General features: G+C 33.8%; 23 protein-coding genes and 1 riboswitch. Of the genes, 9 read left to right on the top strand and 14 right to left on the bottom strand.

Going from position 1 to position 24,390, the window contains the following annotated elements:
* Positions 1–12: 12 nt before the first annotated feature.
* A riboswitch (TPP riboswitch) is annotated at positions 13–113 on the top strand.
* A gap of 43 nt (positions 114–156) precedes the next feature.
* From thiT to BG261_RS11770, 9 genes are all read left to right on the top strand, one after another.
* On the top strand, positions 157–696 hold the full coding sequence (gene thiT, locus BG261_RS09505) for an energy-coupled thiamine transporter ThiT (protein WP_070793078.1): 540 nt from the start codon (positions 157–159) through the stop codon (positions 694–696).
* Between the two features lie 65 nt (positions 697–761).
* The gene (locus BG261_RS09500) at positions 762–1,610 is read left to right on the top strand and encodes a DUF368 domain-containing protein (protein WP_070793077.1); all 849 of its coding nucleotides are present in this window, start codon (positions 762–764) and stop codon (positions 1,608–1,610) included.
* A gap of 12 nt (positions 1,611–1,622) precedes the next feature.
* Positions 1,623–2,093 (top strand): aminoacyl-tRNA deacylase, encoded by a 471-nt coding sequence (locus BG261_RS09495; RefSeq protein WP_070793076.1) that lies wholly within the window; start codon positions 1,623–1,625, stop codon positions 2,091–2,093.
* 366 nt (positions 2,094–2,459) lie between these two features.
* Positions 2,460–2,990: a DUF2812 domain-containing protein gene (locus BG261_RS09490; protein ID WP_070793075.1), complete on the top strand. Its 531-nt coding sequence runs from the start codon at positions 2,460–2,462 to the stop codon at positions 2,988–2,990.
* A 12-nt stretch (positions 2,991–3,002) separates the two neighbouring features.
* The gene (locus tag BG261_RS09485; protein ID WP_070793074.1) at positions 3,003–3,554 is read left to right on the top strand and encodes a DUF2812 domain-containing protein; all 552 of its coding nucleotides are present in this window, start codon (positions 3,003–3,005) and stop codon (positions 3,552–3,554) included.
* A gap of 7 nt (positions 3,555–3,561) precedes the next feature.
* Positions 3,562–4,101, top strand: coding sequence for a DUF2812 domain-containing protein (locus tag BG261_RS09480; protein WP_070793073.1), 540 nt, complete (start codon positions 3,562–3,564; stop codon positions 4,099–4,101).
* A 6-nt stretch (positions 4,102–4,107) separates the two neighbouring features.
* Entirely contained in the window at positions 4,108–4,428 is a 321-nt protein-coding gene (locus BG261_RS09475) for a PadR family transcriptional regulator (RefSeq protein WP_070793072.1), read from the top strand.
* A 13-nt stretch (positions 4,429–4,441) separates the two neighbouring features.
* The gene (locus BG261_RS09470) at positions 4,442–5,146 is read left to right on the top strand and encodes a CPBP family intramembrane glutamic endopeptidase (RefSeq protein WP_070793071.1); all 705 of its coding nucleotides are present in this window, start codon (positions 4,442–4,444) and stop codon (positions 5,144–5,146) included.
* Positions 5,147–5,275: 129 nt separating this feature from the next.
* Positions 5,276–5,626: a DUF3397 family protein gene (locus tag BG261_RS11770; protein WP_075201864.1), complete on the top strand. Its 351-nt coding sequence runs from the start codon at positions 5,276–5,278 to the stop codon at positions 5,624–5,626.
* Here the strand turns inward: BG261_RS11770 and BG261_RS09465 are convergent, their stop codons facing one another.
* The 14 genes from BG261_RS09465 to ftsY form a co-directional block, all read right to left on the bottom strand.
* Complete coding sequence (locus BG261_RS09465) at positions 5,627–5,842, bottom strand: YdbC family protein (protein WP_070793070.1); 216 nt, start codon at positions 5,840–5,842, stop codon at positions 5,627–5,629.
* Positions 5,843–5,920: 78 nt separating this feature from the next.
* Positions 5,921–7,066 (bottom strand): nicotinamide-nucleotide adenylyltransferase, encoded by a 1,146-nt coding sequence (locus BG261_RS09460; RefSeq protein WP_070793069.1) that lies wholly within the window; start codon positions 7,064–7,066, stop codon positions 5,921–5,923.
* A 4-nt stretch (positions 7,067–7,070) separates the two neighbouring features.
* Positions 7,071–7,826, bottom strand: coding sequence for a nicotinamide riboside transporter PnuC (gene pnuC, locus BG261_RS09455; RefSeq protein WP_158007199.1), 756 nt, complete (start codon positions 7,824–7,826; stop codon positions 7,071–7,073).
* 88 nt (positions 7,827–7,914) lie between these two features.
* Positions 7,915–10,383 (bottom strand): ATP-dependent Clp protease ATP-binding subunit, encoded by a 2,469-nt coding sequence (locus BG261_RS09450; RefSeq protein ID WP_070793067.1) that lies wholly within the window; start codon positions 10,381–10,383, stop codon positions 7,915–7,917.
* Positions 10,373–10,837, bottom strand: coding sequence for a CtsR family transcriptional regulator (locus tag BG261_RS09445; protein WP_070793066.1), 465 nt, complete (start codon positions 10,835–10,837; stop codon positions 10,373–10,375). The genes BG261_RS09450 and BG261_RS09445 overlap by 11 nt, the downstream gene beginning before the upstream one ends.
* Positions 10,838–11,666: 829 nt before the next feature.
* On the bottom strand, positions 11,667–12,746 hold the full coding sequence (locus tag BG261_RS09440; RefSeq protein WP_070793065.1) for an acyltransferase family protein: 1,080 nt from the start codon (positions 12,744–12,746) through the stop codon (positions 11,667–11,669).
* 58 nt (positions 12,747–12,804) lie between these two features.
* A complete protein-coding gene (recG, locus tag BG261_RS09435) occupies positions 12,805–14,820 on the bottom strand; it encodes an ATP-dependent DNA helicase RecG (protein WP_070793064.1) in 2,016 nt (671 codons plus the stop codon).
* 69 nt (positions 14,821–14,889) lie between these two features.
* Positions 14,890–16,560, bottom strand: coding sequence for a DAK2 domain-containing protein (locus BG261_RS09430; protein ID WP_070793063.1), 1,671 nt, complete (start codon positions 16,558–16,560; stop codon positions 14,890–14,892).
* Position 16,561: 1 nt separating this feature from the next.
* A complete protein-coding gene (locus BG261_RS09425; protein ID WP_070787654.1) occupies positions 16,562–16,924 on the bottom strand; it encodes an Asp23/Gls24 family envelope stress response protein in 363 nt (120 codons plus the stop codon).
* Between the two features lie 112 nt (positions 16,925–17,036).
* A complete protein-coding gene (gene rpmB, locus BG261_RS09420; RefSeq protein ID WP_070787653.1) occupies positions 17,037–17,225 on the bottom strand; it encodes a 50S ribosomal protein L28 in 189 nt (62 codons plus the stop codon).
* A gap of 173 nt (positions 17,226–17,398) precedes the next feature.
* On the bottom strand, positions 17,399–20,068 hold the full coding sequence (locus tag BG261_RS09415) for a cation-translocating P-type ATPase (RefSeq protein WP_070793062.1): 2,670 nt from the start codon (positions 20,066–20,068) through the stop codon (positions 17,399–17,401).
* 240 nt (positions 20,069–20,308) lie between these two features.
* Positions 20,309–20,905, bottom strand: a complete 597-nt coding sequence (locus BG261_RS09410; RefSeq protein ID WP_070787651.1) for an ATP-dependent Clp protease proteolytic subunit — start codon at positions 20,903–20,905, stop codon at positions 20,309–20,311.
* A gap of 236 nt (positions 20,906–21,141) precedes the next feature.
* Positions 21,142–22,914 (bottom strand): oleate hydratase, encoded by a 1,773-nt coding sequence (locus BG261_RS09405; protein ID WP_070793061.1) that lies wholly within the window; start codon positions 22,912–22,914, stop codon positions 21,142–21,144.
* A gap of 158 nt (positions 22,915–23,072) precedes the next feature.
* Positions 23,073–24,374, bottom strand: coding sequence for a signal recognition particle-docking protein FtsY (gene ftsY, locus BG261_RS09400; RefSeq protein WP_070793060.1), 1,302 nt, complete (start codon positions 24,372–24,374; stop codon positions 23,073–23,075).
* Between the last annotated feature and the right edge of the window lie 16 nt (positions 24,375–24,390).

The following is a 24,390-nucleotide window of genomic DNA, read 5'->3' as shown; positions in this document are numbered from 1 at the left end:
TATGTTAAGATAAAGATACGCAAGGGGTACTGGAAGTCAATTCTTCTGGTTGAGATTCACCCTCAGAACCTGATACGGTTAATACCGTCGTAGGGATGTGTTACTATATGTTTATAGATAATACATCTTCCTTGTGAATTTTAGGAGGATTTTTTTATGTCAAAAACACAAAAGCTAGACTTGAGGATTCTTGTTGAAGCTTCGCTCTGTGCAGCACTCGCAATGACACTTTCATTTTTAAAAGTTAGATTTGGATGGATTGATGTTAGTCTGGGACAAACCGTAATTATTTTATTTGGTTTAAGACGTGGATTAGCACCTGGGCTTATAGCTGGACTTATTTGGGGGTTACTTCATTTTGCAACTGGAGTTGTTGATTATCTTTCACTTTCCCAAGTTTTCATCGAATATATAGTTGCATTTACCTTTGGTGGTACTGCTGGTATATTTCGATCTCGTTTAAAATCAAATACTATATTTTGGACAATAGTAGCCAGCTTCTTTGCAACTTTCGCTAGGTTTTTCTGGCATTTTATTGCAGGAGTAATCTTCTGGAGTCAATATGCGTGGAAGGGTTGGGGAGCAGTATCATATTCTTTAGTTGTAAATGGGCTAAGTGCCATTTTAACAGCCTTAGTCGCAAGTATAGTCTTATCAGCTATTATTAGTAAGTTTCCAAAAATCTTGCAACCATGATATAATTAACCGTGATATACCTCACGGTTATTTTTTATTATCAAGAAAGAGAGAAATAAAACAATATGAAAGATTGGTTCATTAGAATGTTTAAGGGTGTAATCATTGCCCTTGGATTTATATTGCCCGGAGTCTCGGGAGGCGTACTCGCAGCAATTTTAGGCTTATATGACAGGATGCTTCATTTTCTTGCTCATATTCGCGAAAACTTTAAAGAAAATTTCCTATATTTCCTACCTGTTGGAATTGGTGGAATACTAGGAATCGGAATTTTATCAGCTCCACTTGAATACCTCCTTGCAAACTATCAAGTTATTGTCCTATGGGGATTTGCAGGAGCAATCGTCGGTAGCATTCCTTCACTTTGGCGTGAAGCATCAAGTAAGCAAGCCGGCCAACATACGAGAACTGATTTAACTTGGTTAATAGGTAGTTTTATTATAGGTGGATTATTCTTATACTTCATGCCATATATGTTTGGTACACTACCTGCAAACTTTGCTACATTTATCTTAGCAGGAGCACTTATCGCTCTTGGAGTACTAGTTCCAGGACTAAGTCCTTCAAACTTCCTACTAATATTAGGGTTATACAGCCCAATGCTTGCTGGGTTTAAGAGTTTTGACCTTCTAGGAGTCTTCCTTCCAATTACTATTGGAGGAGTGCTTGCGATATTACTATTTTCAAAACTTATGGAGTATCTCTTAGAACACTACTATTCACGCGTCTACCACTTTATCATCGGTATTGTATTAGCAAGTACACTACTTATTCTAATACCGAATCCTAAATCTGCTGAGTCTATTTCATATGCTGGTGCTGGGTTTGGAACATTTATCATTTCACTTATCCTTTTTGGACTGGGAGTTCTATTAGGCCTTTGGATGAGCGGATTAGAAGAGAAATACAAATAGAAAGAATTATTTATGGCTAAGAAAAAACATAAAAAAACCTTAGTTGAACAAATTCTAGATAAGGCAGGGATTGCTCACATAGGTTTGGAAATAAATGCATTAGAGGGTGAAAAACCAGATAATGTATCAGAAGATGACATCTATAAAACATTAGCACTCATCGGAAATAATACTGGACCAGTAATCGGAATCATCCCAATCACTCAACACCTATCCTATAAAAAATTAGCAACTGCTAGTGGCAATAAAAAAGTTGCCATGATACCACTTAAAGATCTTCAAAAAACGACTGGTTATATTCACGGGGCTAACAACCCTGTTGGAATCTGGCAAACTAAGAAATTCCCAATTTTTATTGATAAAGTAGCCCAAGATAAAGAATTCATGATCGTGTCTGCAGGTGAAGTTGGAAAAAGTATCCAGATAAATCCTCAGGACTTAGCAAATTTTGTAAATGCTGAGTTTTCTGACTTAATAGAGTAATTTATAAGCACTTCTCAATATTTAGAGAGGTGCTTATTTTTTGTTCTTTTTACAAAAAGTATTGCAAAAATTCTGTAAAGTGATATTATTTTAGTAAACCTATAATAATTATAAGGTTTACTAAAATACATGTGCTTTAAACTCATTAATAACTAGCTCTTCGTGTATTTTTAATTAAAAAACTTTATGCCTAAATCACTTGAGTCTCTACCAACTCAAATGATATGAAAGAAATTTGCCATCAACAGATTTCTTTTTTTTACTTTTTCCAATATATCGTTGACAGTTATATCGGAAGGTGATATTTTATTTGTATCGGATTCCGATATAAATAAAAAAAGGGAAATAATTGAGTGAGGAAATAAGATGGAAAAAAAAGTTAAAAAATTTTTTCTCTTCTGGCAGTTTGATGAAGAAGAAAAATGGCTAAATGATATGTCTGCACAGGGTTGGCAACTTACAGAAATCAAAAGAATAAAATATACATTTAAGAGTTGTCAGCCAAATACATATATCTATAAACTTGACTATTTAGATAATAGTAAAGAAAAAAATCAAGAATACTTAAATTCTATCCAATCCTTTGGAATCGAAAAAGTTTATCAAACATATAATTTGTTATATCTATCTATGGAAAATGAAAATTCTAGTGATCAAGTATTTGAACTTTTTTCAGATAAGCAGTACCGTATTAATTTTTTAAATAAACTTCTAAAATCTAGTACAATGACTATTTCTTGTTTTATATTAAATCTTCTTTTAGTATCATCAAATACAGAATTAATGCTAGCTCCTTATATTTCCACAGCACTTATAATCTTGATAATTATATGGTTAAGTGGATTATCAAAAATCAACAAAAAGAAAAATGTTCTCGAAAAACAATTAATTAACTAAAGAGGTTATAAGATGGAAAAAACTGTTTATATAAAATTAAATGATTTTGTTAAAGAAGAAGAATATTTGAATAAATTAGCAAAAGAAGGATGGCGCTTAAAAAGAATTTCTTCTACTAAATATTATTTATCTGATTGTCAACCTGATAGATATCAATATAAAATATATTTTACTGATAGAAATCAAAAAGAGACAAAAAAATATATTGATTTTTTAAAAGAAATGAATATAAGATATATAGGACGAAATAGCGAAAAATTATATTTAGAGAAAGAGACCTCAGATGGGGATTTCGACTTATTCTCTGATAATGTATCAAAGACTAACTATCTAAACAGAGTAGAAAGATATCTTTGGTCATCCTTTTTAGCATTTTCATGCATCATGTTGTTTACTTTTATTCCAGCTATTAAAGAATTTCCAACATGGACGATTACAAGAAAACTATTGTTCTCATTTGGATTCTTGGCAATTAGTATTTTAGTTATAATGCAACTAAGCAGAATTTATAAAATTCATAAAAGCAAAAAAGAGATTGAAAAAGAACAGATAATCAGCGAGTGAGGTTAGGATGACAGAGAAAAAAATATTTAAAGCATTTCTTTTTTGGAATTTTGATAAAGAAGAAAAATGGTTAAATGATATGTCCGCACAGGGTTGGCAACTTGAGGAGGTTAAATTTTCTTTTTATTATAAGTTTTACAAAGGAAAACCTAATGAATATACATATCGATTGGACTATTTAAATGGTGGTAAAAAGAAAAATAAAGAATATCTAGACTTTCTGCAATCATTTGATGTCCAAAAAGTTGGCCAATATTTAAATTGGGTATATTTAGCAAAAGAAAACACTGATAATGAAGAAGAATTTGAACTTTTCTCAGATAACCAATCTAGGATTGACTATTTAAATAAGTTGATAAGATTTTCTATAATATTATTAGTCTTTTCAATACTACTTTTTCTATACTCATTACTATTTCGTGGCACAAAATATTATAAATTACTTTTTATATTATCAATTGTTGATATTTTAATATGGGTACTGTGTTACTTCAAACTTGATGAAAAAAAGAAAATATTAAAAAATGAAAATATAGTTAGTGAGTGAGGGAAAATGGCTAAATCAAAAAAAATAGTATTAACTGAGGCTGTCTACTATATCTTACTGTCTCTCTATGAGCCCTTGCATGGCTACGGAATAATGCAAAATACTGAAGAGATGTCAGGTGGTAGGGTTAAACTTGCTGCAGGAACACTTTATGGAGCCTTAAATACTCTAGTTGATAAAGAATGGATTGTTGAACTCGAAGAAGCCGATAATTCACGTAAAAAAGAATATTTAATAACTGAAGAAGGAAAAACCGTCGTTCAAGAAGAAATCAAAAGACTGCAAGAATTATTAGACAACGGACTAAAAGTAACTGAAGAATATTAGTAAGGAGAACAAAATGAAAAAAGAAAAAACATTATCTGAAAATTTATTTGATTTAATAAAGATTTTTGGTTTTATTATCATAGTATCACTACCACTTTCTTTAATAATGATTGCATCATCATTAAGTACAAACTCACCTATATATATAGATGTATTAATCTCAATCATTTTGCTAGCTTTGATATTATTTATAATAAAATTAACTTTGAATTATTATCGTAATGTCTCAAAAAAACAATTACTTACATTATCAAAAAAAGATGTTTTAAAAGACATACTTTACCTTTTAGCCATTCGTATAATTGTTGTTATCTTGACCATTGCAAGTTCAACTATATTTAAAAGCGATACGACTAGCAATGATCAATTGCTACTAGATTTTGGTAAAAACACATCACTACCGTACTTTATAGCATTTATATTATGTATCATCATAATAGCACCTTTATTTGAAGAACTTGTTTTTAGAGGAATCTTCCCAGAATTATTCTTCCAAAATAAATATAAGAACTTAACAATGATAGTAAGTTCTGCTATTTTTGCTTCTCTTCATGGTTTCGATAATATTATAAGTTTCTCTATGTATTTCTTAATGGGGCTAATACTATATCTTGCATATCAGAGAAAGGGAAATTTATCGGATTCAATTCTGGTACATGCTCTAAATAATTCTATAGGCGCCATAGCATTAATAGTAATGTATTTCACTATATCTTAAGTTTATAAACATAAGATAAATATCAAACAAGGCTTCCTTTACAAATAGTAATGGAAGCCTTGTTTATATTAAAATAAATTTACGATAATACCTATCCCAAAATAAATATTATCGTGCTATAATTAATTTATGTTTTTAAAAATATTTGCCTTAATTTACCCAATAATAGCAATATTGCTGGTAAGTTTATTCTTTCGTTTCTTTCACATTAGAAGCTTTTCAAATTTTAGGGTTCCTGATTTAGTAACCTTCTTTACTATATTTGGAATTCGCTTCTTTTCCCTAAAGTTTACGCAGATGAGTGCACTTCCTTATTTTCTAATCATCATATCAATTGTTGGATTAATCATTTTATTTAATCAGCTATTTAGATTACGTCGATTTGATCTAGGATCTTTTATTAAGCTATTCTGGCGTCTAACTTTCTTTATTGCCCTTGCATTTTACTATGCATTGATAATTATTTTATTTATCAAATAATTACTTGTTTCCAAGTTCTTGTAAAAGGACTTGGAATTCTTCATTTGTAAGGGTAATTCCTTTGCCCATTTTTGTATGATCCGGACTCCACGAACGGATATCATACTTAGCAGGTGCACCGTTCCAAGATACACGATTTAGCTCCTTAGTCCAGCCCTTTTCATTTTCTGATAATACAATTAATGATTCTTCAATTTCAAATTTTAATTCTGCCATAATTAATACCTTCCTTGTCTTTATATACGTATTTATAATTTAAATTTTTCATCTTAAAAACGCCAGTGGCGTTTTTTTTTAATATTCCAAGCGTTGAATCTCGACTCCTGTATACTCTTTCACGGCGTCAATTGCATGGTGATAACGAGCAAGATAGCCGAATTCATCCCGTTCTCCATCTCCCTTATCATCAAGCATAACAACCTTGTCCATAAGACCAAATTCATCAAGTTGACGCATCAATTCTTCATGAAATTCATAGCGACTTTCTTCCCAAACCATGTTTCTAAAACCATCATTAACATATTTAGTAATTGGTGGGATAACTAAGATTAAATCCATTTTTTCCTGTCTAATAGTTCTTTGGAAAAGTGGTTCTAAATCTTCTTGTTCTTCTTTTGATAAATATAGTTTTGCATAAACTCGTGTCACTATAGCATCCGTGTCCAAAAAAACAATTCCGTTATTAGATGGTGAACAAATTTCATTTGAGTTTGCATCATATTGTCCTAAAATGAGGCGGGCATAGTCATCCAAACGCAATTCATCATCATCAATATTTGAAACTTCTTCATAGTAACGAGCATACTCTTCCGAGAATGGTGCACTAATAGAACGTGCTAAACGACGGACAAGTGTTGATTTTCCTGTTGATGCTCCACCCATAAAGGTAACAACTTTTGAAAAGTGACGACGAAATACACGGTTAATATCATTCCAATGAGCTTGCGGATTTTCACGAATCATAGTTGAAGATATTAAAATATCGTGTCGATCTGCTCTTTCAACAGAATATGTATTGCCATCATCTGTTGGGAAACGCTTTGAAAGTTCAGTTACATATTCTTCTTCACCAACATAGAAAGTAATATGGAGATTCTTCTGGACTGTATTTTCGTAAATCAAACTTAATAAGCGTTCAGTCCACACATCCCATCCATCAGGCATTGGTGGCATTCCATTTTCATCAAGTTTTGCTACTTTAATGTCCGCTTCATCATTGAAGGCCTGGCGTAAATAACGGTATCTTTTTTCTAAATTAAGACCAATTTTATCTCCACGATCCCCATCATAGCCAGATGCAACCAATAAAACTCCATCATTAAGAGCTGCCGTTTTGTATATTTGTTGTTGGTGCCCAATATGAAGGGGGGCAAAAGTTCCAAAATATATTCCGATTTTTTGTCCTTTTAATTTTCCTTTTGAAATATTATTAGTAGTCATAATTCTAACCTTTTTTATTTAATATCCTTTTCATTTTATCTCTAATCGCGTACCAAACATAAATACCATAGAGTGAGTTAATAAACATCATTGAATTAAGTACAAGCATTGATAAAGCAGACGACCCGCTTTCTGCTAAGCGTATACTCCATATAATTATATTTATTATATTAACTGTTAGCCAAAAAATCCACTGAGAACTATATCCATAGGTCATCAAAAATTGTGCGATGATTGAAGCCGGAAGGATTGCTGAACTCAACCAAACTAGATTACCCCCAGCCTTAATTGATATATAGACCATTGCAAAGTATAGTACAATTGCACCAACAAATGATAATATAGCAGCTTTTCTTGATAATTTTTTCGGTTCAATTTCGGTAGTAGAGGCATGTTCCATCACCTTCTCCCAAGCATAAATCCCTACAAATTGCATCATCAGATGAAAGCTTTGAGAAATAATATCCCCAACTAGCAGATTATTTACTGCTACAAATAACCAAGAAACACATGAGCCTATTCCCCATAAATAATTTGTTAACTTTCCTCTTGCAATCAAAATCAAATTTACAATTGTGAAAACTCCCGTGATAAATCCAAGTAACCCACCTGAGCCATTTGAATCAAAAATAAAAGCTAAAAAAACGGAAAAAATCATGAAAAATAGTAATAATTTTTCATTTATATCAAGGCTTTTAAGTTCATCCCAAACACGTTTTGGGTTAAATACTTCTTTCATTCCTCTAAGAAAAATATCCATATGACTCCTTATACTAAACATTTTCCTAATTATATCAAAAAAATGAGGTAAGTGCTTTGAGCACTACTTCCTCATTTAAATACATTTATTATTTAACCTTGAAATTAATCTTATCATTGGAAACACCAATAGTTACAGTATCACCCTCTTTAATTTCACCAGCCAATAATTTCTCGCTTAGTTTATCTTCAAATTCTCTTTGAATGGCACGGCGTAATGGACGGGCTCCATATTCAGGATCAAATCCAGTTTTAGCAATATGTTTTGCTGCTGTGGGTGTAACCTTTAAGTTAATATTTTGTTCCTTCAAACGCTCAATTACTGATTTAGCCATTAATTTAACAATATCTTGAACTTCATCTTCTGTTAAATTGTGGAATACTAATGTTTCATCAACACGGTTTAAGAATTCAGGTCTGTATGCTTTCTTCAACTCTTCTAAAATGCGTGATTTCATAGCCTTGTAGTCAGCAGCTGAATCTTTAGCACCGAAGCCAACAGTCTTTTCGTCCCTAAGAGCAGTCGCTCCAATATTACTTGTCATGATGATAATAGTATTTCTAAAGTCTATTTTACGACCCTTACTATCTGTTACAAAACCATCATCAAGGATTTGTAGAAGGATATTGAAAACATCTGGATGAGCTTTTTCAATTTCATCTAGAAGAACTACTGAGTAAGGTTTCTGACGGACCTTTTCAGTAAGCTGTCCACCTTCATCAAAACCTACATATCCTGGGGGAGCTCCAATCAAACGACTAGTAGAGAATTTTTCCATGTACTCACTCATATCGACACGAATAAGATTATCTTCACTACCAAATACTGAAGCACTCAAGGCTTTAGCAAGCTCAGTCTTACCGACACCAGTAGGTCCTAAGAACATAAATGAACCAATAGGACGTCTTGGATCGCTCACGCCACTTCTTGAACGGCGAATTGCACGGCTAACAGCTCCAATAGCTTCATCTTGACCAATCACACGCTCGTGTAATTCAGATTCTAGTTTGACTAAACGGCTTGCTTCTGATTGTGTCATTTGACTAACTGGAACACCTGAAAGATCACTAACAACTTCAATGATATCAAGTTCTGTAACTTTTGTATCATTAGTCTTTTTCTTACGTGATAAATGCTTATCAAGTTTTTTCTCAATTAAAGACTTTTGCTCTCTTAATTCTTTAATTTCTAATAACTCATGGCTCAAAAATGCTAAATTAATTTTTTCATCAATAGCTTTTAAATCTTCTTGAGCTTTTTGATAAGTACCGTCATGTTCTAAATTATTAATTTTAACACGAGCAGATGCTTCATCCAAAAGATCAATCGCCTTATCTGGTAATTTACGATTAGGCATATAACGTACACTATTCTTAACTGCAGCATCAATTGCTGAATCTTCTATTTTTAAATTATGATACTCTTCGTACTTAGACTTAAGACCTGAAAGAATTGCAACCGTATCATCAGCACTAGGTTCTTCAACCACAACACGCGCTAGGCGTCGTTCTAATGCTGAATCTTTCTCGATTTTCTTTTGATATTCATCGAATGTTGTTGAACCTATTAATTGTAAATCTCCACGAGCAAGAGCTGGTTTTAGAATATTAGATGCATCAAGTGTTCCATCCATTCCTCCGCCTGAACTCATAATTGTATGAATTTCATCAATAAACAGGATTACATCGTCTGAACTGCTTACTTCGTCGATTATCGCTGTCATACGGTCTTCAAATTCTCCACGGAACTTAGTACCAGCAAGGACTGCTGAAATTTCAAGCGACATTAAACGTTTATTTTGTAAATCTTCTGGAACATCATTTGTCACAAGTTTTATCGCAAGACCTTCTGCGATAGCAGTCTTCCCAACACCTGGTTCTCCTACAAGAACCGGATTGTTTTTGGTACGACGGCTTAAAATTTGCAGCACGCGTTCAACTTCTTTGTCGCGTCCTATCATCGGATCCATCTTACCATCACGAGCAAGTTTGGTCATATCACGCGCCACACTATCTAGAGTTGGCGTCTTGCTGTTTGGATCAACAGCACCTGCAGCCTGTCTCTTAGAAGCAGGCAACACTGCTTTACGATTCATAATTGGACGGATATCCAAACGAGTCTTCTCAAGAAATTCCTTCAATAGTTTATTAACGTTGACACCAAGCGTATTCAAAATCCTATGTGCATAAGAGTCTGAGTCTGAGACCAAAATATAAAATAAATGATCTGTTCCAATCTCATTTTTTCCATTTTCATTTGCTAAATACTGAGAAAGCTCTAGTAATTCTTCAAGTCTTGGTGAAAAACTTGTTGTGGCTTTTTTAGGGAGTTCTGGTAAACCTAAACTGGCCGTTTCAAGCTCAATATCGATATCTTCTTTTTCAAGTCCTTGATTGTGGATACTTGCTGAACCATGATTATCATAAAAATCGGCAAAAGCCGCCAACAAATGTCCACTACCAATTACTGTCGTTTTATACTCTAAGGCAATTTGTTCTGCTTCAGATAATATCGCCTCGACAGTAGGAGTAAATTTTAATCTATTATTATATTTCATCTTCTCTATCCAATCTTCGTAAGAATGATTTTAACATTGCTGATCTGAAGGCATCTGAATCCTTCGAATCGAAGTTTGAATCACTCAACATTGCTAATACAAAATTACCTTCTCGATAAGAAATCAACTCTTCTTCAAAAAGAAATTGCACTATATCTTTGGCTATTTTTTCACTCAATAAAAGTGGTATTTTTTCGTCTAATTCTTGCAAAAGGGCATGTTTGTTAGAATATTTGATTTTAACTATCTTAATATATCCTCCACCACCACGTTTGCTTTCAACTTCATAACCACGAGGTAAGGTAAAACGAGTTTTTATGACATAATTAATCTGACTAGGTACCACGTCAAAAGTTTCTGCAAGTTCTGAACGTTTTATCTCAATCTCTGCAGTGGCTTCCAAAAGCTTTTTGAGGTACTCCTCAATCATGTCTGATGTATTTTTTGCACTCATTTTATCCTCCTTTCTTAACGTCAATAATCATTGACCTATTTTGACCTTAACATATATTATAACCAAATTTCTTAAAAAAAGCCAAGAAAATAGCCGGTAATAAAAGATAAACTTACCTTCCTTAAAAAAGAAATTAACCAGTAATCAAAATGTGCATCCAGAAAACCAACATATTGCCTAAAAAAACAATAGACAGCGAAAAACCGAGTGCCTTAAAACTTGCAAGCTTGCTTGCTCTAGTTTTACGGACATCGAATTATCTGCAAATCACAATAAGTCTGACTAAAATACATTATCTAATGGAAGCAAATAAACAACGAAAAACCGAGTACCTTAAAGCTCCTGACTTTAGTCTGGTTAACTTTACGGACATCGACTTATCTGTAAATCACAATAAATCTGACTAAAATATATTATCTAATGGAAGCAAATAAACAACGAAAAACCGAGTGCGACTTCTACTTGCAAGTTTTACTTGCATTAGTAGAATCGACATCGCGTTATCTGAAAACTGACATAGGTCAAATAAAATGTATTATCTGAAAGAACACTAATAAACAGCGAAAAACCGAGTGGAGGCTCGGTTTTTCTAGGAGTTTTTTTATTTAAGGAGTTTTGTTAATCCTACTTATAATTTGAGTAAAAACTAGTTGCTAACTTGATAGCAAATTTGCTCTGTGGTTTTTGAAATTACACCAATAGAATCAACGATTTATGAAAAAAGTTTACGAGCTTCACACTCGTTGGTTTGGTTATAGAAGGTGCATCACCTGTCTATGTATATATAATATATTTTTTCTTAAATTAACTCATCGGTCTAAAGACCTATTTAATCTTTTGTTGTTTTTCTAGTAAGATTAGTTATTACAATTTCCGTTTTATATATAACGACAAAAATCTTTTCCCTAACATAATCAATTACACTTCCTATAATAAAAATCAGCAGCACTGCTTTGGCAGATTGAACAATAAAATTTAAAGAACCGTGTCCAATAAACTTTCTTACATCAAATAAGTTAAACCAGAGAACTTTTCTCATCAAAATATGATCATGAAATAAATAGACTCCAAACACTTGTTTTGATACAAAATTTATTAAATTATTAGAGAAACTTGGCAAGCTGCAAAATAGTATAAAGATTAGTAGAGCAATTATCAAGTTTATATAGCCAAAATTTAAAAAAGCACTAGAATTTTTGACATTTAATTTTTGAAACTCACTTATAATCTGTGTAAAATTCAAAAATAAAACTGGAAGCGATAATAAAAATAAAATAATTATTTTTTTATTTTTAATGAATCTTTCATGCCCATATATTTTAAGATAGGCACCAATTATAAAAATTATGACAAATCTAAAGAAGTAGCTGGTAAACTCTCTTTGATTTTCTTGGAAAAATGCTGTAGGAACTATATATCCCATGACTATACCAATTATAATTAAATATAATAATTGTTTTTCTTTGAGAGACTTTATCATGATTTTAATAAAAGGAGACAATAAAATCAATTTAAAATAATCGGTAAAAAATCCATATCTTACTGTTGAAACTGGAAACCAATACTGCATAAGAGGCGTATTATTAGGAATTAAGTTAAAAAAAATTAATATATAAGCAATTCCCACTGAATAGAAAAGTACTTGCAGCCATAATTTTACAATATTCTTTATATTAAGCTCTACATTTATTTGAAAGTATCCAGATATTAATATAAATAGAATTACTGCGGGTTTCCCTCCCATTGCAATTAACTTATATAAAGCAAATGGGTGCGTTCCTGGTAGTCCATCCTTTATCATACCTGATTTAAAAACACCGTGTACAATTAAATGATGCACTATAATCATAAGCATTGTAATAATTCTTAACAATTCAAAACGGCTGTCTCTTTTTTTTCCTTTAGTCATATTTTAAAAATTCACTCCATTCTCGTTTCAAAACCAAAACCATCCTTTATATTTATAACTAATCAAATACATCAATTTCTGACAAATTATTTCGCAAAACTTGATAGTCAGGATTTGTATCCCAATTTTTATCTTCAAAAACTTTTTGTGCTTCTTTGCGTGCTACTTCTACAATGTTATAGTCATTTACCAAATCGGCTACAGCAAATTCTGGAAGACCGGATTGACGAGTACCAAAAATTTCTCCAGATCCTCTCATCTTTAAGTCTTCCTCCGCCAAAACAAAACCATTATTGGTTTCAGTCATAATTTTCATACGCTGCTTACCCTGGTCAGTTTTAGGATTGGCAACGAGTATTGCATAAGATTTCTTGCTGCCACGACCAACACGACCACGTAATTGATGGAGCTGGCTAAGCCCAAAGCGGTCTGCATCCATGATGACCATTATTGTAGCGTTGGGAACATTAACACCAACCTCAATAACTGTCGTTGATACCAGAACATCGTAGTTTTTATTCTTAAAATCATCCATTATTGAATCTTTTTCATCGGGCTTCATACGCCCATGTAAAAGTGCAACATTTATATCCTGACCAAAATAATCTGTTAACTCTTGATAAAGATCCTGAGCATTTTTCAAATCAAGTGCTTCACTCTCTTCAATCAAAGGAGAGATGAAATAGACTTGCGCCTTCTTATCAAGTTCCTCTTTAATCCAGGGAAGGACTTGTTCAAGTTGCTCATGCTTAACCCACCTAGTCGTTATTGGAATACGGCCCGCTGGAAGTTCATCAATGATTGACACATCCATATCACCAAAGGTGGTAATAGCAAGGGTTCGTGGTATGGGAGTTGCCGTCATCATCAAAACATCGGGGTTCATCCCCTTCTCCCTTAAAACTTTCCTCTGATTAACCCCAAAACGGTGCTGTTCGTCGGTAATAACTAAACCAAGATTATTGTAGCTTACACTATCTTGAATAAGGGCATGAGTACCCACAATCATATCAATAGTTCCATTCTCAAGCTCTTCCAAAGTCTGGCGTTTAAGAGCTGGCTTCATCCCACTAGTCAAAAGTCCAACATTTAATTCTGGGAAAAGAGTTTGCAAGCTTTCAAGGTGTTGATTAGCTAAAATTTCAGTTGGAACCATCATAGCTGACTGATATCCACCAGTATAAGCTGCATACATTGCAACTGAAGCAACTGCTGTTTTACCGGATCCTACATCTCCCTGCAAAAGACGATTCATGTGACTAACTGAACTCATATCTGTTAAAATTTCAGTCAGTGCCATATTTTGAGCATTTGTTAGCTCAAAAGGTAGTTGATTTATCTTTGCCTCAACGAGCTTTTCATCATACGAAATACGGATACCCACCGTTAATTTTTTTTCTTTAAATCTGAGAGCTTGTAATTTCAATTGAAAATAGAATAACTCTTCAAATTTCAATCGCCTCATAGCCTGCTTATGAGCTTCTTCATCAAGTGGAAAATGCATCCCAAGTACCGCTTCACGTCTACCAATAAGTCTATATTTTTCAAGTAGGTAAGGTGGAAGACTTTCTTCCAATAACTCAATTGCTCCAGCATCAATTGCAGTTTTAATTAGAGCGACTAAGTTATTTTGCTTAACTCCCTGCATAACATGATATACAGGTTGAAATCCATTGTCTACTTGAGGCAAAATTTTCATCCCCATAATGGCAGTCTTTTTGGCATCCCACTTACCATATATGGCAATAGTTTTACCTACTTCCACCTTATCAGCTAGATAGGGTTGGTTAAAAAATGAGACAGAAATAACTGCTTCTTCCTGTTTAATTTTGAAAGATAGACGATTCTTTTTAAAACCGTAAAATTGAACATTCGCTGGCGTGACAACTTCTCCAACGATAGTAGCCCTTTCTCCATCCATCAATTCAAAGATTGAGCGACTAGCAAAGTCGTCATATCTGAAAGGAAAATAGCAGATTAAATCTTCAATTGTATATATTCCTAATTTTTGATATTTTTCCAATGACTTGGGGCCAACACCCTTCAAGTATTGAATCGAGTCTGTAAGTTTCATAATTTAAGTATAACACAATTGAAAAATTGTATAAAAAAAGAGACCAAAAGTCTCTTTGAAATTTTAATTTTATTCAACGCTAAAGATGTATGGGTATACTGGTTGACCACCTTCATGAAGTTCAACCTCAATTTCTGGATTTCCCTCTTCAAGGTCTTCTGCAAGTCCTTCAATAAAGTCCTTATCACCATCTTCTCCGACATAAATTGAAACAATTTCGCTTTCAATATCAATCATTTTATCAAATGATGCCATGATTGAATCGTACATACTTGGAGTTGAAGCAACGATTTTGTTATCAACCATTCCAAGAATATCACCTTCATGAATTTCAAGTCCATCAATAGTTGTATCACGAACAGCATGAGTAACTTGCCCACTAACCACATCAGTAAGCGCAGAAGTCATACGTTCTTTGTTTTCTTCTAATGATTTACTTGGATCAAAACTCAACATTGATGTAAATCCTTGAGGCACTGTCTTAGTTTCAATAACTACTGTTGGTACTTCAACCACATCTGCCGCTGTCTCAGCTGCCATGAAAATATTTTTATTATTTGGTAAAATGATGAAATTTTTAGCATTAACTTCTTCAATTGCCTTAACAATATCTTCAGTTGATGGGTTCATTGTTTGACCACCAGATATAACATAGTCAACACCTAAATCTTTAAAGATAGTAGCTAGACCATCACCTGCAGCAATAGCAATTACACCGAATTCTTTCGCTGGTTGTTTTTTAGCTTCCTCAGCACTTGCTTCTTTTTCAAGAACAGCATCATGTTGATTACGCATATTATCAACTTTTACTTTTACTAAGCTACCATATTGTAGACCTTCTTGCATTACAAGTCCTGGATCTTCAGTATGAACATGAACTTTAACAATTTCATCATCGTTTACTACTAGTAATGAATCACCAATTTCATTTAAGTATGAACGGAATTCATCATAGTCAAATTCCTTCTTAGCAGTTGGTCCTTTGCCTAATGCAACCATGATTTCAGTACAATATCCATATTTGATATCTTCTGTTGCTACATGACCCGCCACTGCCTTATGATGCTCAGCATTTACCATTTCATCCATAACAGCTGGAGTTGCAGTAAAGTCTTCACTTTCAATGTATTCACCAGTTGCGGCAGCTAAAAAGCCTTCATAAATATAAGTAAGTCCTTGGCCACCTGAATCAACAACACCAACTTCTTTAAGAACTGGAAGCATATCTGGTGTCTTTGCAAGAGCAATTTTTGCACCCTCAAGAGTTGCACGTAATACTTCAATTGCATCATCGGTTTCATTTGCTTTTTTAAGTGCATAAGTTGCAGCACCACGGGCAACTGTTAAGATTGTTCCTTCAACTGGTTTCATAACAGCTTTATAGGCAACCTCAACACCATTTTGAAGGGCAGCAGCTAAATCATGACCATCTAATTCATCAAGACCAACAACTTTTTGTCCAAATCCACGGAATAATTGACTTAAAATAACTCCGCTATTACCACGGGCACCCATTAGTAAACCTTTTGAAAGGATTTGAGCTACATCACCTACTGTTGAAGCAGGTCTGTCAGCAACTTCTTTGGCACCATTTGTAATTGTCATTCCCATATTTGTACCAGTGTCTCCATCAGGAACTGGGAAAACATTTAGAGAATTTACATATTCTGCTTGACTATTTAAGCGACTACTGGCCGCTTGAATCATTTCTTGAAATAAGCTTGCATTTATATTTGACATTTTACTCAGATACCACCTTCACATCCTGCACAAAAACATTTACTGTACTTGCAACTATACCTAGTTGATTTTCTAAATTAAATTTAACTCGTTCTTGAATGTTTTTTGCAACTTCATTTATCTTAACTCCATAGCTTACAACAACATATACATCAACAATAACTCCAGTTTCATCATTCGAAACGACTACACCTTTTGAGTAATTTTCTTGACGTAAAATGACTTTGAAGCTATCTTTAACAGCTCGTTGGCTTGTCATACCAACTACACCGAAAATCTCAGTTGTACTTGCACCTACGACCGTTGAAATTACATCATTATCAATTTCAACATAACCGTTTTTTGTATTAATAGTAACAGCCATTTTTTTCTGCTCCTTAGAATTTAATCGTAATAAGTGTACCATAATTTCGAAAAATAAAAAAGCCGTGACTAAACACGACGGACTTTTTATTCTATTGATTAATCAATAATAATTAGATACGTTCAACTTTACCTGATTTAAGTGCACGAGCTGAAGCCCAAACTTTTTTAGGTTTTCCATCAATAAGAACTGTAACTTTTTGTAAGTTAGGTTTTACTTGACGTTTAGTTTTATTCATAGCGTGTGAACGGTTGTTTCCTGATACAGTCTTACGACCTGTAAAGTAACATACTTTAGCCATCTTTATATCTCCTATTTATTTTTTCGTTAATCATAGATAACATACTAGCCTATTTTATCATAAATTTGCTCCATTGCAAGTACTTTGCTATAAAAAATTGCAAAATAAATTATTCAGTTCCATAAGTTTGTAAGATTAAAATAATTAAAAGTAGTCCATTTCGGACTACTTTTTTAGTTATTTTTAATTTTCTTAATGTAATTATAAGTCTTTCTGTGAATAGCATTTGGATTGTTATCATAAATTTTCGCAAACTCACAAATTATAGTTGGAATAATTGAAAGGACCGCAATTATTAACCAATGAATTGGTGCAATACTAGTCATTCCAAATATTTCTCTAATAGGTGTTAAAACTAATAGTGCAAATACTACTATCATCGTAAAAGCACTATAAACTAAAGGTTTATTAGCTGAAATAGATGTATTTTTTATGGAACCTTTACTGCGCACATTAAAGATATGTAAAATCGATGTCCATCCGACAGTCAAGAATGCCATAGTTTCACCTAAAACTAAATCTGGACCAAAACCTCCGACAGTCATCCTATCTCCAATATAAAAGGCAATCAATGATACAATCGCACATACTAAAGTCTGTCTTAGGATCATATTGAGCATACTTGGTGTAAAGATACTTGCATCACGTTTAATAGGTTTCTTAGCCATTATATCTTCATCAGATTGCTCATTAGCAAGTTGCAGACCTGGAATACCGTCACCTAACAAGTTAATAAGTAGAAGCATTACTGGTGTTAAAACGATTCCCCAACCTGCAATTTGAGCAAAGAGCATAATAAATATCTCACTTAAGTTACATACTAGAAGGAAGAGGATTGTCTTTTTTATATTCTCGTATACATTACGTCCAACCTCAACTGCTTCAACAATTGTTGAGAAATTATCATCAGTTAAAATCATATCTGAGGCATTTTTTGCTACCTCCGTACCAGTTTGCCCCATGGCTATACCAACATCAGCAGCTTTCAGAGCCGGAGCATCATTTACTCCATCACCTGTCATAGCTACAACCTCGCCTTGAGCCTGCCAAGCCTCAACAATCCGAATTTTATCCTCTGGTGAAACCCTTGCATATACTGCGTAATTTCTAACAGTATCATTTAACTCGACATCTGACATTTCTGCTAAGGCTGAACCTGTTAAAACTTTCTTGCCTTCAGTTAAAATACCAATCTCTTTTGCAATAGCTGCTGCTGTGGCTGCGTGGTCTCCCGTAATCATTACCGTTGTGATTCCAGCTTTTTTTGCCTTAGCAATCGCTTCTTTAACTTCTGGGCGTGGTGGATCAATTAGACCAATTAAACCAACAAACTCCATATTAGTTTCCAATGCTTCAAGATTATCCATCTCTGGAATCTCTTTAACCTTTTTCACTGCAAGTGCAATGACACGAAGCGCCTTATCTGCATATGAGTCATGAACTTCGGAAATCTTTTCCCATTGTTTTTCATCACGCGCAATAGGTATACGGTCAAGTGCTCCCTTGGTAATTACTAGATAGCCATCATCTTCGTTAAATACCACAGTCATTCTTTTTCTTTGGGACGAAAAAGGAATTTCAGCTACTTTTTCATATTGGCTTTCAAGGTCTTTTTTATCAAATCCCTTGTCATTCAATAAACTGATAATTGCAAGTTCTGTGGCATCGCCAATATACTGTATTTGACCATCTTCTTTTGTTTCAATACTTGCATTACTAGCTAAAGCTAGTTGTTTTAACATTTGTTCTTCCTCAGCATTAAATTCTGACTTTGTGAGAACAGATTGATTCTTATTAAACCAAAGTTCTTGAATTGTCATTTTATTTTGAGTAAGAGTACCTGTTTTATCTGAACAAATAACAGATGTATTTCCTAGTGTCTCAACTGCCGGTAGTTTACGAATTAGTGCATTCTTACTAACCATTTTTTGAACTCCGTTTGTTAATGACAGAGTTACAATCAACGAAAGTGTTTCAGGAACTGCAGCAACAGCAAGGGAAATAGCAACCATAATCATTTCATCAAAACTAGAACCGCCACGCAGACCTATAGCTAACAAGAAGAAAGCTGAACCGATAGCAATCCATGATATAACTCTACCTAAAGAATCTAATCTTAATTGAAGGGGAGTTTTTAAATTCTCACTATTATTTAAATGACCGGCAATTTGTCCCATCTGAGTATTCATTCCAGTATCAGTAACAACCGCCTTACCATGACCTGCTGTCACTACTGTGCTTGAAAACACCATATTTTTTTGATCACCAACGGCTACCGTGCCATCAATAATTAAACTTGCATCTTTTTCAACGGGCTCGCTTTCGCCTGTCAAAGCAGCTTCATCACAGGAAAGACTTGTTGCTTCTAGAAGTCTAGCATCACTTGGAACAACACTACCAGTTTCTAAAATAATAATATCTCCTGGAACCAATTCGGTTGCTTCAATACTTATGCGCATACCGTCTCGCAAGACCAAACAACTTGGTGCATTCATATCAGCTAAGGCATCTAATGCTTTCTCTGCCTTTCCTTCTTGCGTAATTGCAAGAACAACATTTAACACAACGACTGCTAGAATAACTATCGGCTCAATAAATCCTTCATTTTCCTTAATTGCTAGTAAAAATGATAAGGCTGTCGCCACTAGCAAAACAATTGTGGATACATCACTTAATTGATGTAAAATTCTTTTTAATAAACTTGTCTTCTGCTCTACTTCGAAAACATTTTTACCATATTTTTCTTGTCTGTCTTTTACTTGATTTTCTGTTAGTCCTACTTCTACATTTGTGTCCAGTTGACTAACGACTTTATCTAAGTTTTCACTATACCATTTCTTCATATCTATCTCTCCTTTTCAGTAGGTATCTATTTTAAGATTTCATTAATTTATCTGCATTTTCTTCTTCAGAAATTCAGGCCTATTGACAGTTTAGAGTTGGAAATCTCCTTGAATGAAGCTTTCTAAACTATATTTTATTTTTAAATTTTTGGTCCTAAAAAGTGCAAAAAGGTGCAATTCCCCAGGGAATCACACCTTTTCCATCTCATTTGGTCTTGGGGATCAAATAAGATCTAAGTTTTATTTCAATTTATTGTTTTCCATGATTTCATCAATGAAGCCATATTCAAGAGTTTCTTGAGCACTCATCCAGTTATCACGTTCAGCATCCTTATTAATCTTCTTGAGAGTTTGACCAGAATTTTCAGCAAGAATCTTTTCTAAAGTATTACGTGTTTTAAGCAAATGCTCAGCAGCGATAGCCATATCAGTTTGTTGAGTACCACCACCAGTACCACCCATCGGTTGGTGAATCATATATTCAGCATGTGGCAACATGAAACGTTTGCCCTTAGTACCACTTGAAGCAATGATTGTACCCATACTTGCTGCCATACCCATAACAATTGTTTGGACATCAGACTTGATGAAGTTCATTGTATCAACGATTGCAAGACCTGCACTTACAGATCCACCAGGTGTGTTTACATAAAGATAGATATCTTTAGTACTATCTTGAGCATCTAAGAAAAGTAATTGGGCAATTACTGTGTTTGCCATATTATCTTCGACTTCTCCAGTAAGCATAATAATGCGGTCTTTTAAAAGACGAGAATAGATGTCATATGCGCGTTCTCCGCGGCTTGATTGTTCAATGACTGTTGGAACTAAATTCATTTTATCTCCTTTAAAATACTTGTTTATTCTAAAAAGTTAACTTTGATTACCTTATCGATTTAAGGCTACTATTTAATTTTACAATATTGGTCAGTTAAGGTCAAATAAATTGTCTAACCTAATAAAAGCTAAGTTTTTAAAATTGATTCATTATTAATTATACAGAAATATCTTTTGCCTATCTATAAGACCTGAGAACCATTTTTTAAAAAAAGAGCAATATATGCTCTTTAATCTTACACTAAACCACTGTCTCTCAGTAGCTCTTCTAAATAAGTTCCTTCAACCTTTTTCCACAATTGTTTTTCAAATATTTTAGCTGGGAAAGGTACTTTAATATCTTCTAGTTTTTGACCATCCATCAAGCGATATGTTGATTTCAACAATGTGCGAATATCAAATGCAGACGCAAAGACTTCTGGTACACCACGGTCAACATTTAAAAGTGTATAAACAGCTTCCATAGCAGTACGTACAGAGTATTCAGTTGTAAATACCGTATCTCTTTCAGTTTCAGCAAAATTTCCAATAAAGGCTAAGTTTTTAGAACCTTCAGGAACAACTTGTGGACGATCCCCTTCTGCACGTGGCATAAAGTAAGAAGTTATGTAAGGCATATATACAGGTACTGTATTAATTGAATTTTTAGCAAGATTAGGAATTTCTTCAACGGGAACACCCATATGATACAGCCATTCTTGCGCAATCTCATTTCCTGAACATTCAGTGATTTTCTTCTTGATGAAGTCCCCTGGTTCATCTGAAAGCAATCCATAAATCCAAACTACAAGTTGATCATGAGGTTGTTTCTTAAAATGTGGTTGACGATTTAAAGTATAACTAAGCATCCATCCTGAATCTTTAGCAGTAACTATTCCTCCTGTAACTACTTTACCGGCATAAGGATCACGTTTACTGATTTTTTCGATATATGGAGCAACCTTATCATCTAAAGTTGTTGCAGTAGCTGAAACATGCCAGCTTTCGTCAGGTATGTTTTTAAAGAATTTAGCTGGTTTACCAAATTTACTATCTTGAGCAGCTAAATGTTCCCATAACGACCAGCTAGCTCCTGAATCATGAGTTACGGGAGCAGGTGTATCATTGTCGCCATAAGTCGTACTTTCTGTAATACTACCATTTGTGACAAATACTAAATCGTCAGAAGTTAAATCAATATTTTTTTCTTTACCTTCTTGTTGAACTACCAGTGTTGAAGCGATAACTTCATCATTAATATGCTCAACTAAGATATTTTTAACAGCAGTATCATATTGGAAGTGAACATTATGTGATTTCAAGTATGATACAAGAGGTAAAACTAGTGATTCGTATTGATTATATTTAGTAAATTTAAGCGCAGATAAATCTGGGAGCCCATCAATGTGATGAATAAAACGCATAATGTAACGACGCATTTCCATTGCTGAATGCCATTCTTCAAAGGCAAACATTGTGCTCCAATAAATCCAGAAATTTGATTCAAAAAATTCTTCTGAAAATACATCAGTAATCCTCTTATCATTTAAATCTTCTTCTTTTGTAAAAAATAGTTTTGCCATCTCCTCAGCAGATTTATCACTAAGAGTAAACTTACCATCAGTAGGTATTCTTTGACCACGATTTTCAATTACACGACATTTTGAATAATTAGGGTCTTCCTTGTTTAGCCAATAAAATTCATCAAGAACAGATGCATCTTCAACTTCTAATGATGGAACTGAACGGAATAAATCCCAGAGACATTCGAAGTGATTTTCCATTTCACGACCACCACGGATGATGAAACCTCTATCTGGATTATATATACCATCTAAACTTCCCCCTGCAAGCGGAAGTTCTTCTAGAATATGGATGTTTTCTCCCTTCATTTGCCCATCACGTACCATAAATGCCGCGGCTGCAAGTGAAGCTAGACCTGAACCAATAAGATATGCTGATTTATTATCAACATTTTCAGGTTTTTTAGGTCTTGCGAAAGCTTCATAATTTCCATTTGATCTGTACATTATTTTTCCTCCCGTATATGTAAGATATAGGTTCATTATAGCCTTTATAATCATGAATATAAAATATTTATTATAATAATTTAATTAAATAACATGGATTAAAAAAACAATCCTGAACTAGCTTAAGAGCTTAGGATTGTTTGTAATATTATAAGTTTTTATATTAATGAAGAAAATACTCCAACAACAAAATTTTCTGGTGAAAAGTCTTCTAAATCATCCAATCCTTCTCCAAGACCAACAAGTTTAACTGGGATCTTCAAAGTGTTTTCAATGGCAAATACAATACCACCTTTAGCACTTCCGTCTAACTTAGTTAAAATAATACCAGTTAAAGGAGCAACTTCTGAAAATTGTTTAGCTTGTTGAGTTGCATTCTGACCTGTTGTAGCATCTACTGCTAATAAAGTCTCATGCGGTGCATCAGGTAGTTCACGTTTGATGATACGAATAATTTTTTCAAGTTCCTTCATCAAGTGGTCTTTATTTTGAAGTCTTCCTGCAGTATCAATTAAAAGAACATCGTAATCCTCATCCTTTGCTTTTTTAACAGCATCAAAAACAACACTTGCAGGATCTCCGCCTTCTCGACCAACTACTACTGGAACTTGGCTACGGCGTCCCCATTCAACTAATTGATCTGTGGCTCCTGCTCTAAAAGTATCTGCCGCAGCAAGAAGTACTTTTTTACCTTCTAGACGGTAACGATTTGCTAGTTTACCAATTGTTGTTGTTTTACCAACACCATTTACCCCAACAAAGATAAATACTGAAAGTCCATCATCTTGTAAATTAAGAGTATGGTTTAGTCCATTGTCATCAAGAGTATCAGCTAATTTTTCAATAATTACATTCTTTACATCTTGACGTTTTCTTGGATTCTTGAGTCGTACCTCTTCACGCAATTCTTCTGCAATTTCAAGAGATAATTCATAACCTACATCGCTAAGAATAAGTGCTTCTTCAACATCTTCAAAGAATTCTTCATCAACACCACGAAAGTTGGCCATCAAAGCATTCAGACGATCTCCAAACGAACGACTTGTTTTCTTGAGTGATTTTTCGTACTTTTCTTCAACTTCTTTTTCGTTTTTTAGCGGTACTACTTCTTCAGCAACAACAGGTTCTTCAGTTACAGGTTCTTCTTCAACAACTTCTTCTACAGGTTGAGAAACATCCAACTTTTCAGTTTCTTGTGGTGTCGCTTCTTCCTCGATATCACTTTTTTCAACAATATCTTCTACTCTAACTGTAGGAATGTCTCCCTCAGATTGCTGAACCTTTATCTCAGGTTCAGCATCTCTAGGTTCTTCCACATTTTCAATTACTTGAACTGCTTCTCCAGATTTTTCTGTCTCACTAATTTCCTTTGCAATTTCTTCAGCTTGAAGTTGTGCTTGAAGCTCTTCCTGACTTTCTTCTTTCTTTTTCTTACCAAATAATCTATCAAATAATCCCATATCACTTTTCTCCGAA

The sequence above is a fragment of the Floricoccus tropicus genome (assembly GCF_001832905.1).
GTDB classification, from domain to species: Bacteria; Bacillota; Bacilli; order Lactobacillales; family Streptococcaceae; genus Floricoccus; species Floricoccus tropicus.
This window is presented reverse-complemented; position numbering and strand designations above follow the sequence as displayed.

Bases quoted from the DNA above. Each gene is read 5' to 3' on its own strand.
- thiT (WP_070793078.1), top strand. From the start codon at position 157: ATGTCAAAAACACAAAAGCTAGACTTGAGGATTCTTGTTGAAGCTTCG.
- BG261_RS09500 (WP_070793077.1), top strand. From the start codon at position 762: ATGAAAGATTGGTTCATTAGAATGTTTAAGGGTGTAATCATTGCCCTT.
- BG261_RS09495 (WP_070793076.1), top strand. From the start codon at position 1,623: ATGGCTAAGAAAAAACATAAAAAAACCTTAGTTGAACAAATTCTAGAT.
- BG261_RS09490 (WP_070793075.1), top strand. From the start codon at position 2,460: ATGGAAAAAAAAGTTAAAAAATTTTTTCTCTTCTGGCAGTTTGATGAA.
- BG261_RS09485 (WP_070793074.1), top strand. From the start codon at position 3,003: ATGGAAAAAACTGTTTATATAAAATTAAATGATTTTGTTAAAGAAGAA.
- BG261_RS09480 (WP_070793073.1), top strand. From the start codon at position 3,562: ATGACAGAGAAAAAAATATTTAAAGCATTTCTTTTTTGGAATTTTGAT.
- BG261_RS09475 (WP_070793072.1), top strand. From the start codon at position 4,108: ATGGCTAAATCAAAAAAAATAGTATTAACTGAGGCTGTCTACTATATC.
- BG261_RS09470 (WP_070793071.1), top strand. From the start codon at position 4,442: ATGAAAAAAGAAAAAACATTATCTGAAAATTTATTTGATTTAATAAAG.
- BG261_RS11770 (WP_075201864.1), top strand. From the start codon at position 5,276: ATGTTTTTAAAAATATTTGCCTTAATTTACCCAATAATAGCAATATTG.
- BG261_RS09465 (WP_070793070.1), bottom strand. From the start codon at position 5,842: ATGGCAGAATTAAAATTTGAAATTGAAGAATCATTAATTGTATTATCA.
- BG261_RS09460 (WP_070793069.1), bottom strand. From the start codon at position 7,066: ATGACTACTAATAATATTTCAAAAGGAAAATTAAAAGGACAAAAAATC.
- pnuC (WP_158007199.1), bottom strand. From the start codon at position 7,826: ATGGATATTTTTCTTAGAGGAATGAAAGAAGTATTTAACCCAAAACGT.
- BG261_RS09450 (WP_070793067.1), bottom strand. From the start codon at position 10,383: ATGAAATATAATAATAGATTAAAATTTACTCCTACTGTCGAGGCGATA.
- BG261_RS09445 (WP_070793066.1), bottom strand. From the start codon at position 10,837: ATGAGTGCAAAAAATACATCAGACATGATTGAGGAGTACCTCAAAAAG.
- BG261_RS09440 (WP_070793065.1), bottom strand. From the start codon at position 12,746: ATGACTAAAGGAAAAAAAAGAGACAGCCGTTTTGAATTGTTAAGAATT.
- recG (WP_070793064.1), bottom strand. From the start codon at position 14,820: ATGAAACTTACAGACTCGATTCAATACTTGAAGGGTGTTGGCCCCAAG.
- BG261_RS09430 (WP_070793063.1), bottom strand. From the start codon at position 16,560: ATGTCAAATATAAATGCAAGCTTATTTCAAGAAATGATTCAAGCGGCC.
- BG261_RS09425 (WP_070787654.1), bottom strand. From the start codon at position 16,924: ATGGCTGTTACTATTAATACAAAAAACGGTTATGTTGAAATTGATAAT.
- rpmB (WP_070787653.1), bottom strand. From the start codon at position 17,225: ATGGCTAAAGTATGTTACTTTACAGGTCGTAAGACTGTATCAGGAAAC.
- BG261_RS09415 (WP_070793062.1), bottom strand. From the start codon at position 20,068: ATGAAGAAATGGTATAGTGAAAACTTAGATAAAGTCGTTAGTCAACTG.
- BG261_RS09410 (WP_070787651.1), bottom strand. From the start codon at position 20,905: ATGAATTTAGTTCCAACAGTCATTGAACAATCAAGCCGCGGAGAACGC.
- BG261_RS09405 (WP_070793061.1), bottom strand. From the start codon at position 22,914: ATGTACAGATCAAATGGAAATTATGAAGCTTTCGCAAGACCTAAAAAA.
- ftsY (WP_070793060.1), bottom strand. From the start codon at position 24,374: ATGGGATTATTTGATAGATTATTTGGTAAGAAAAAGAAAGAAGAAAGT.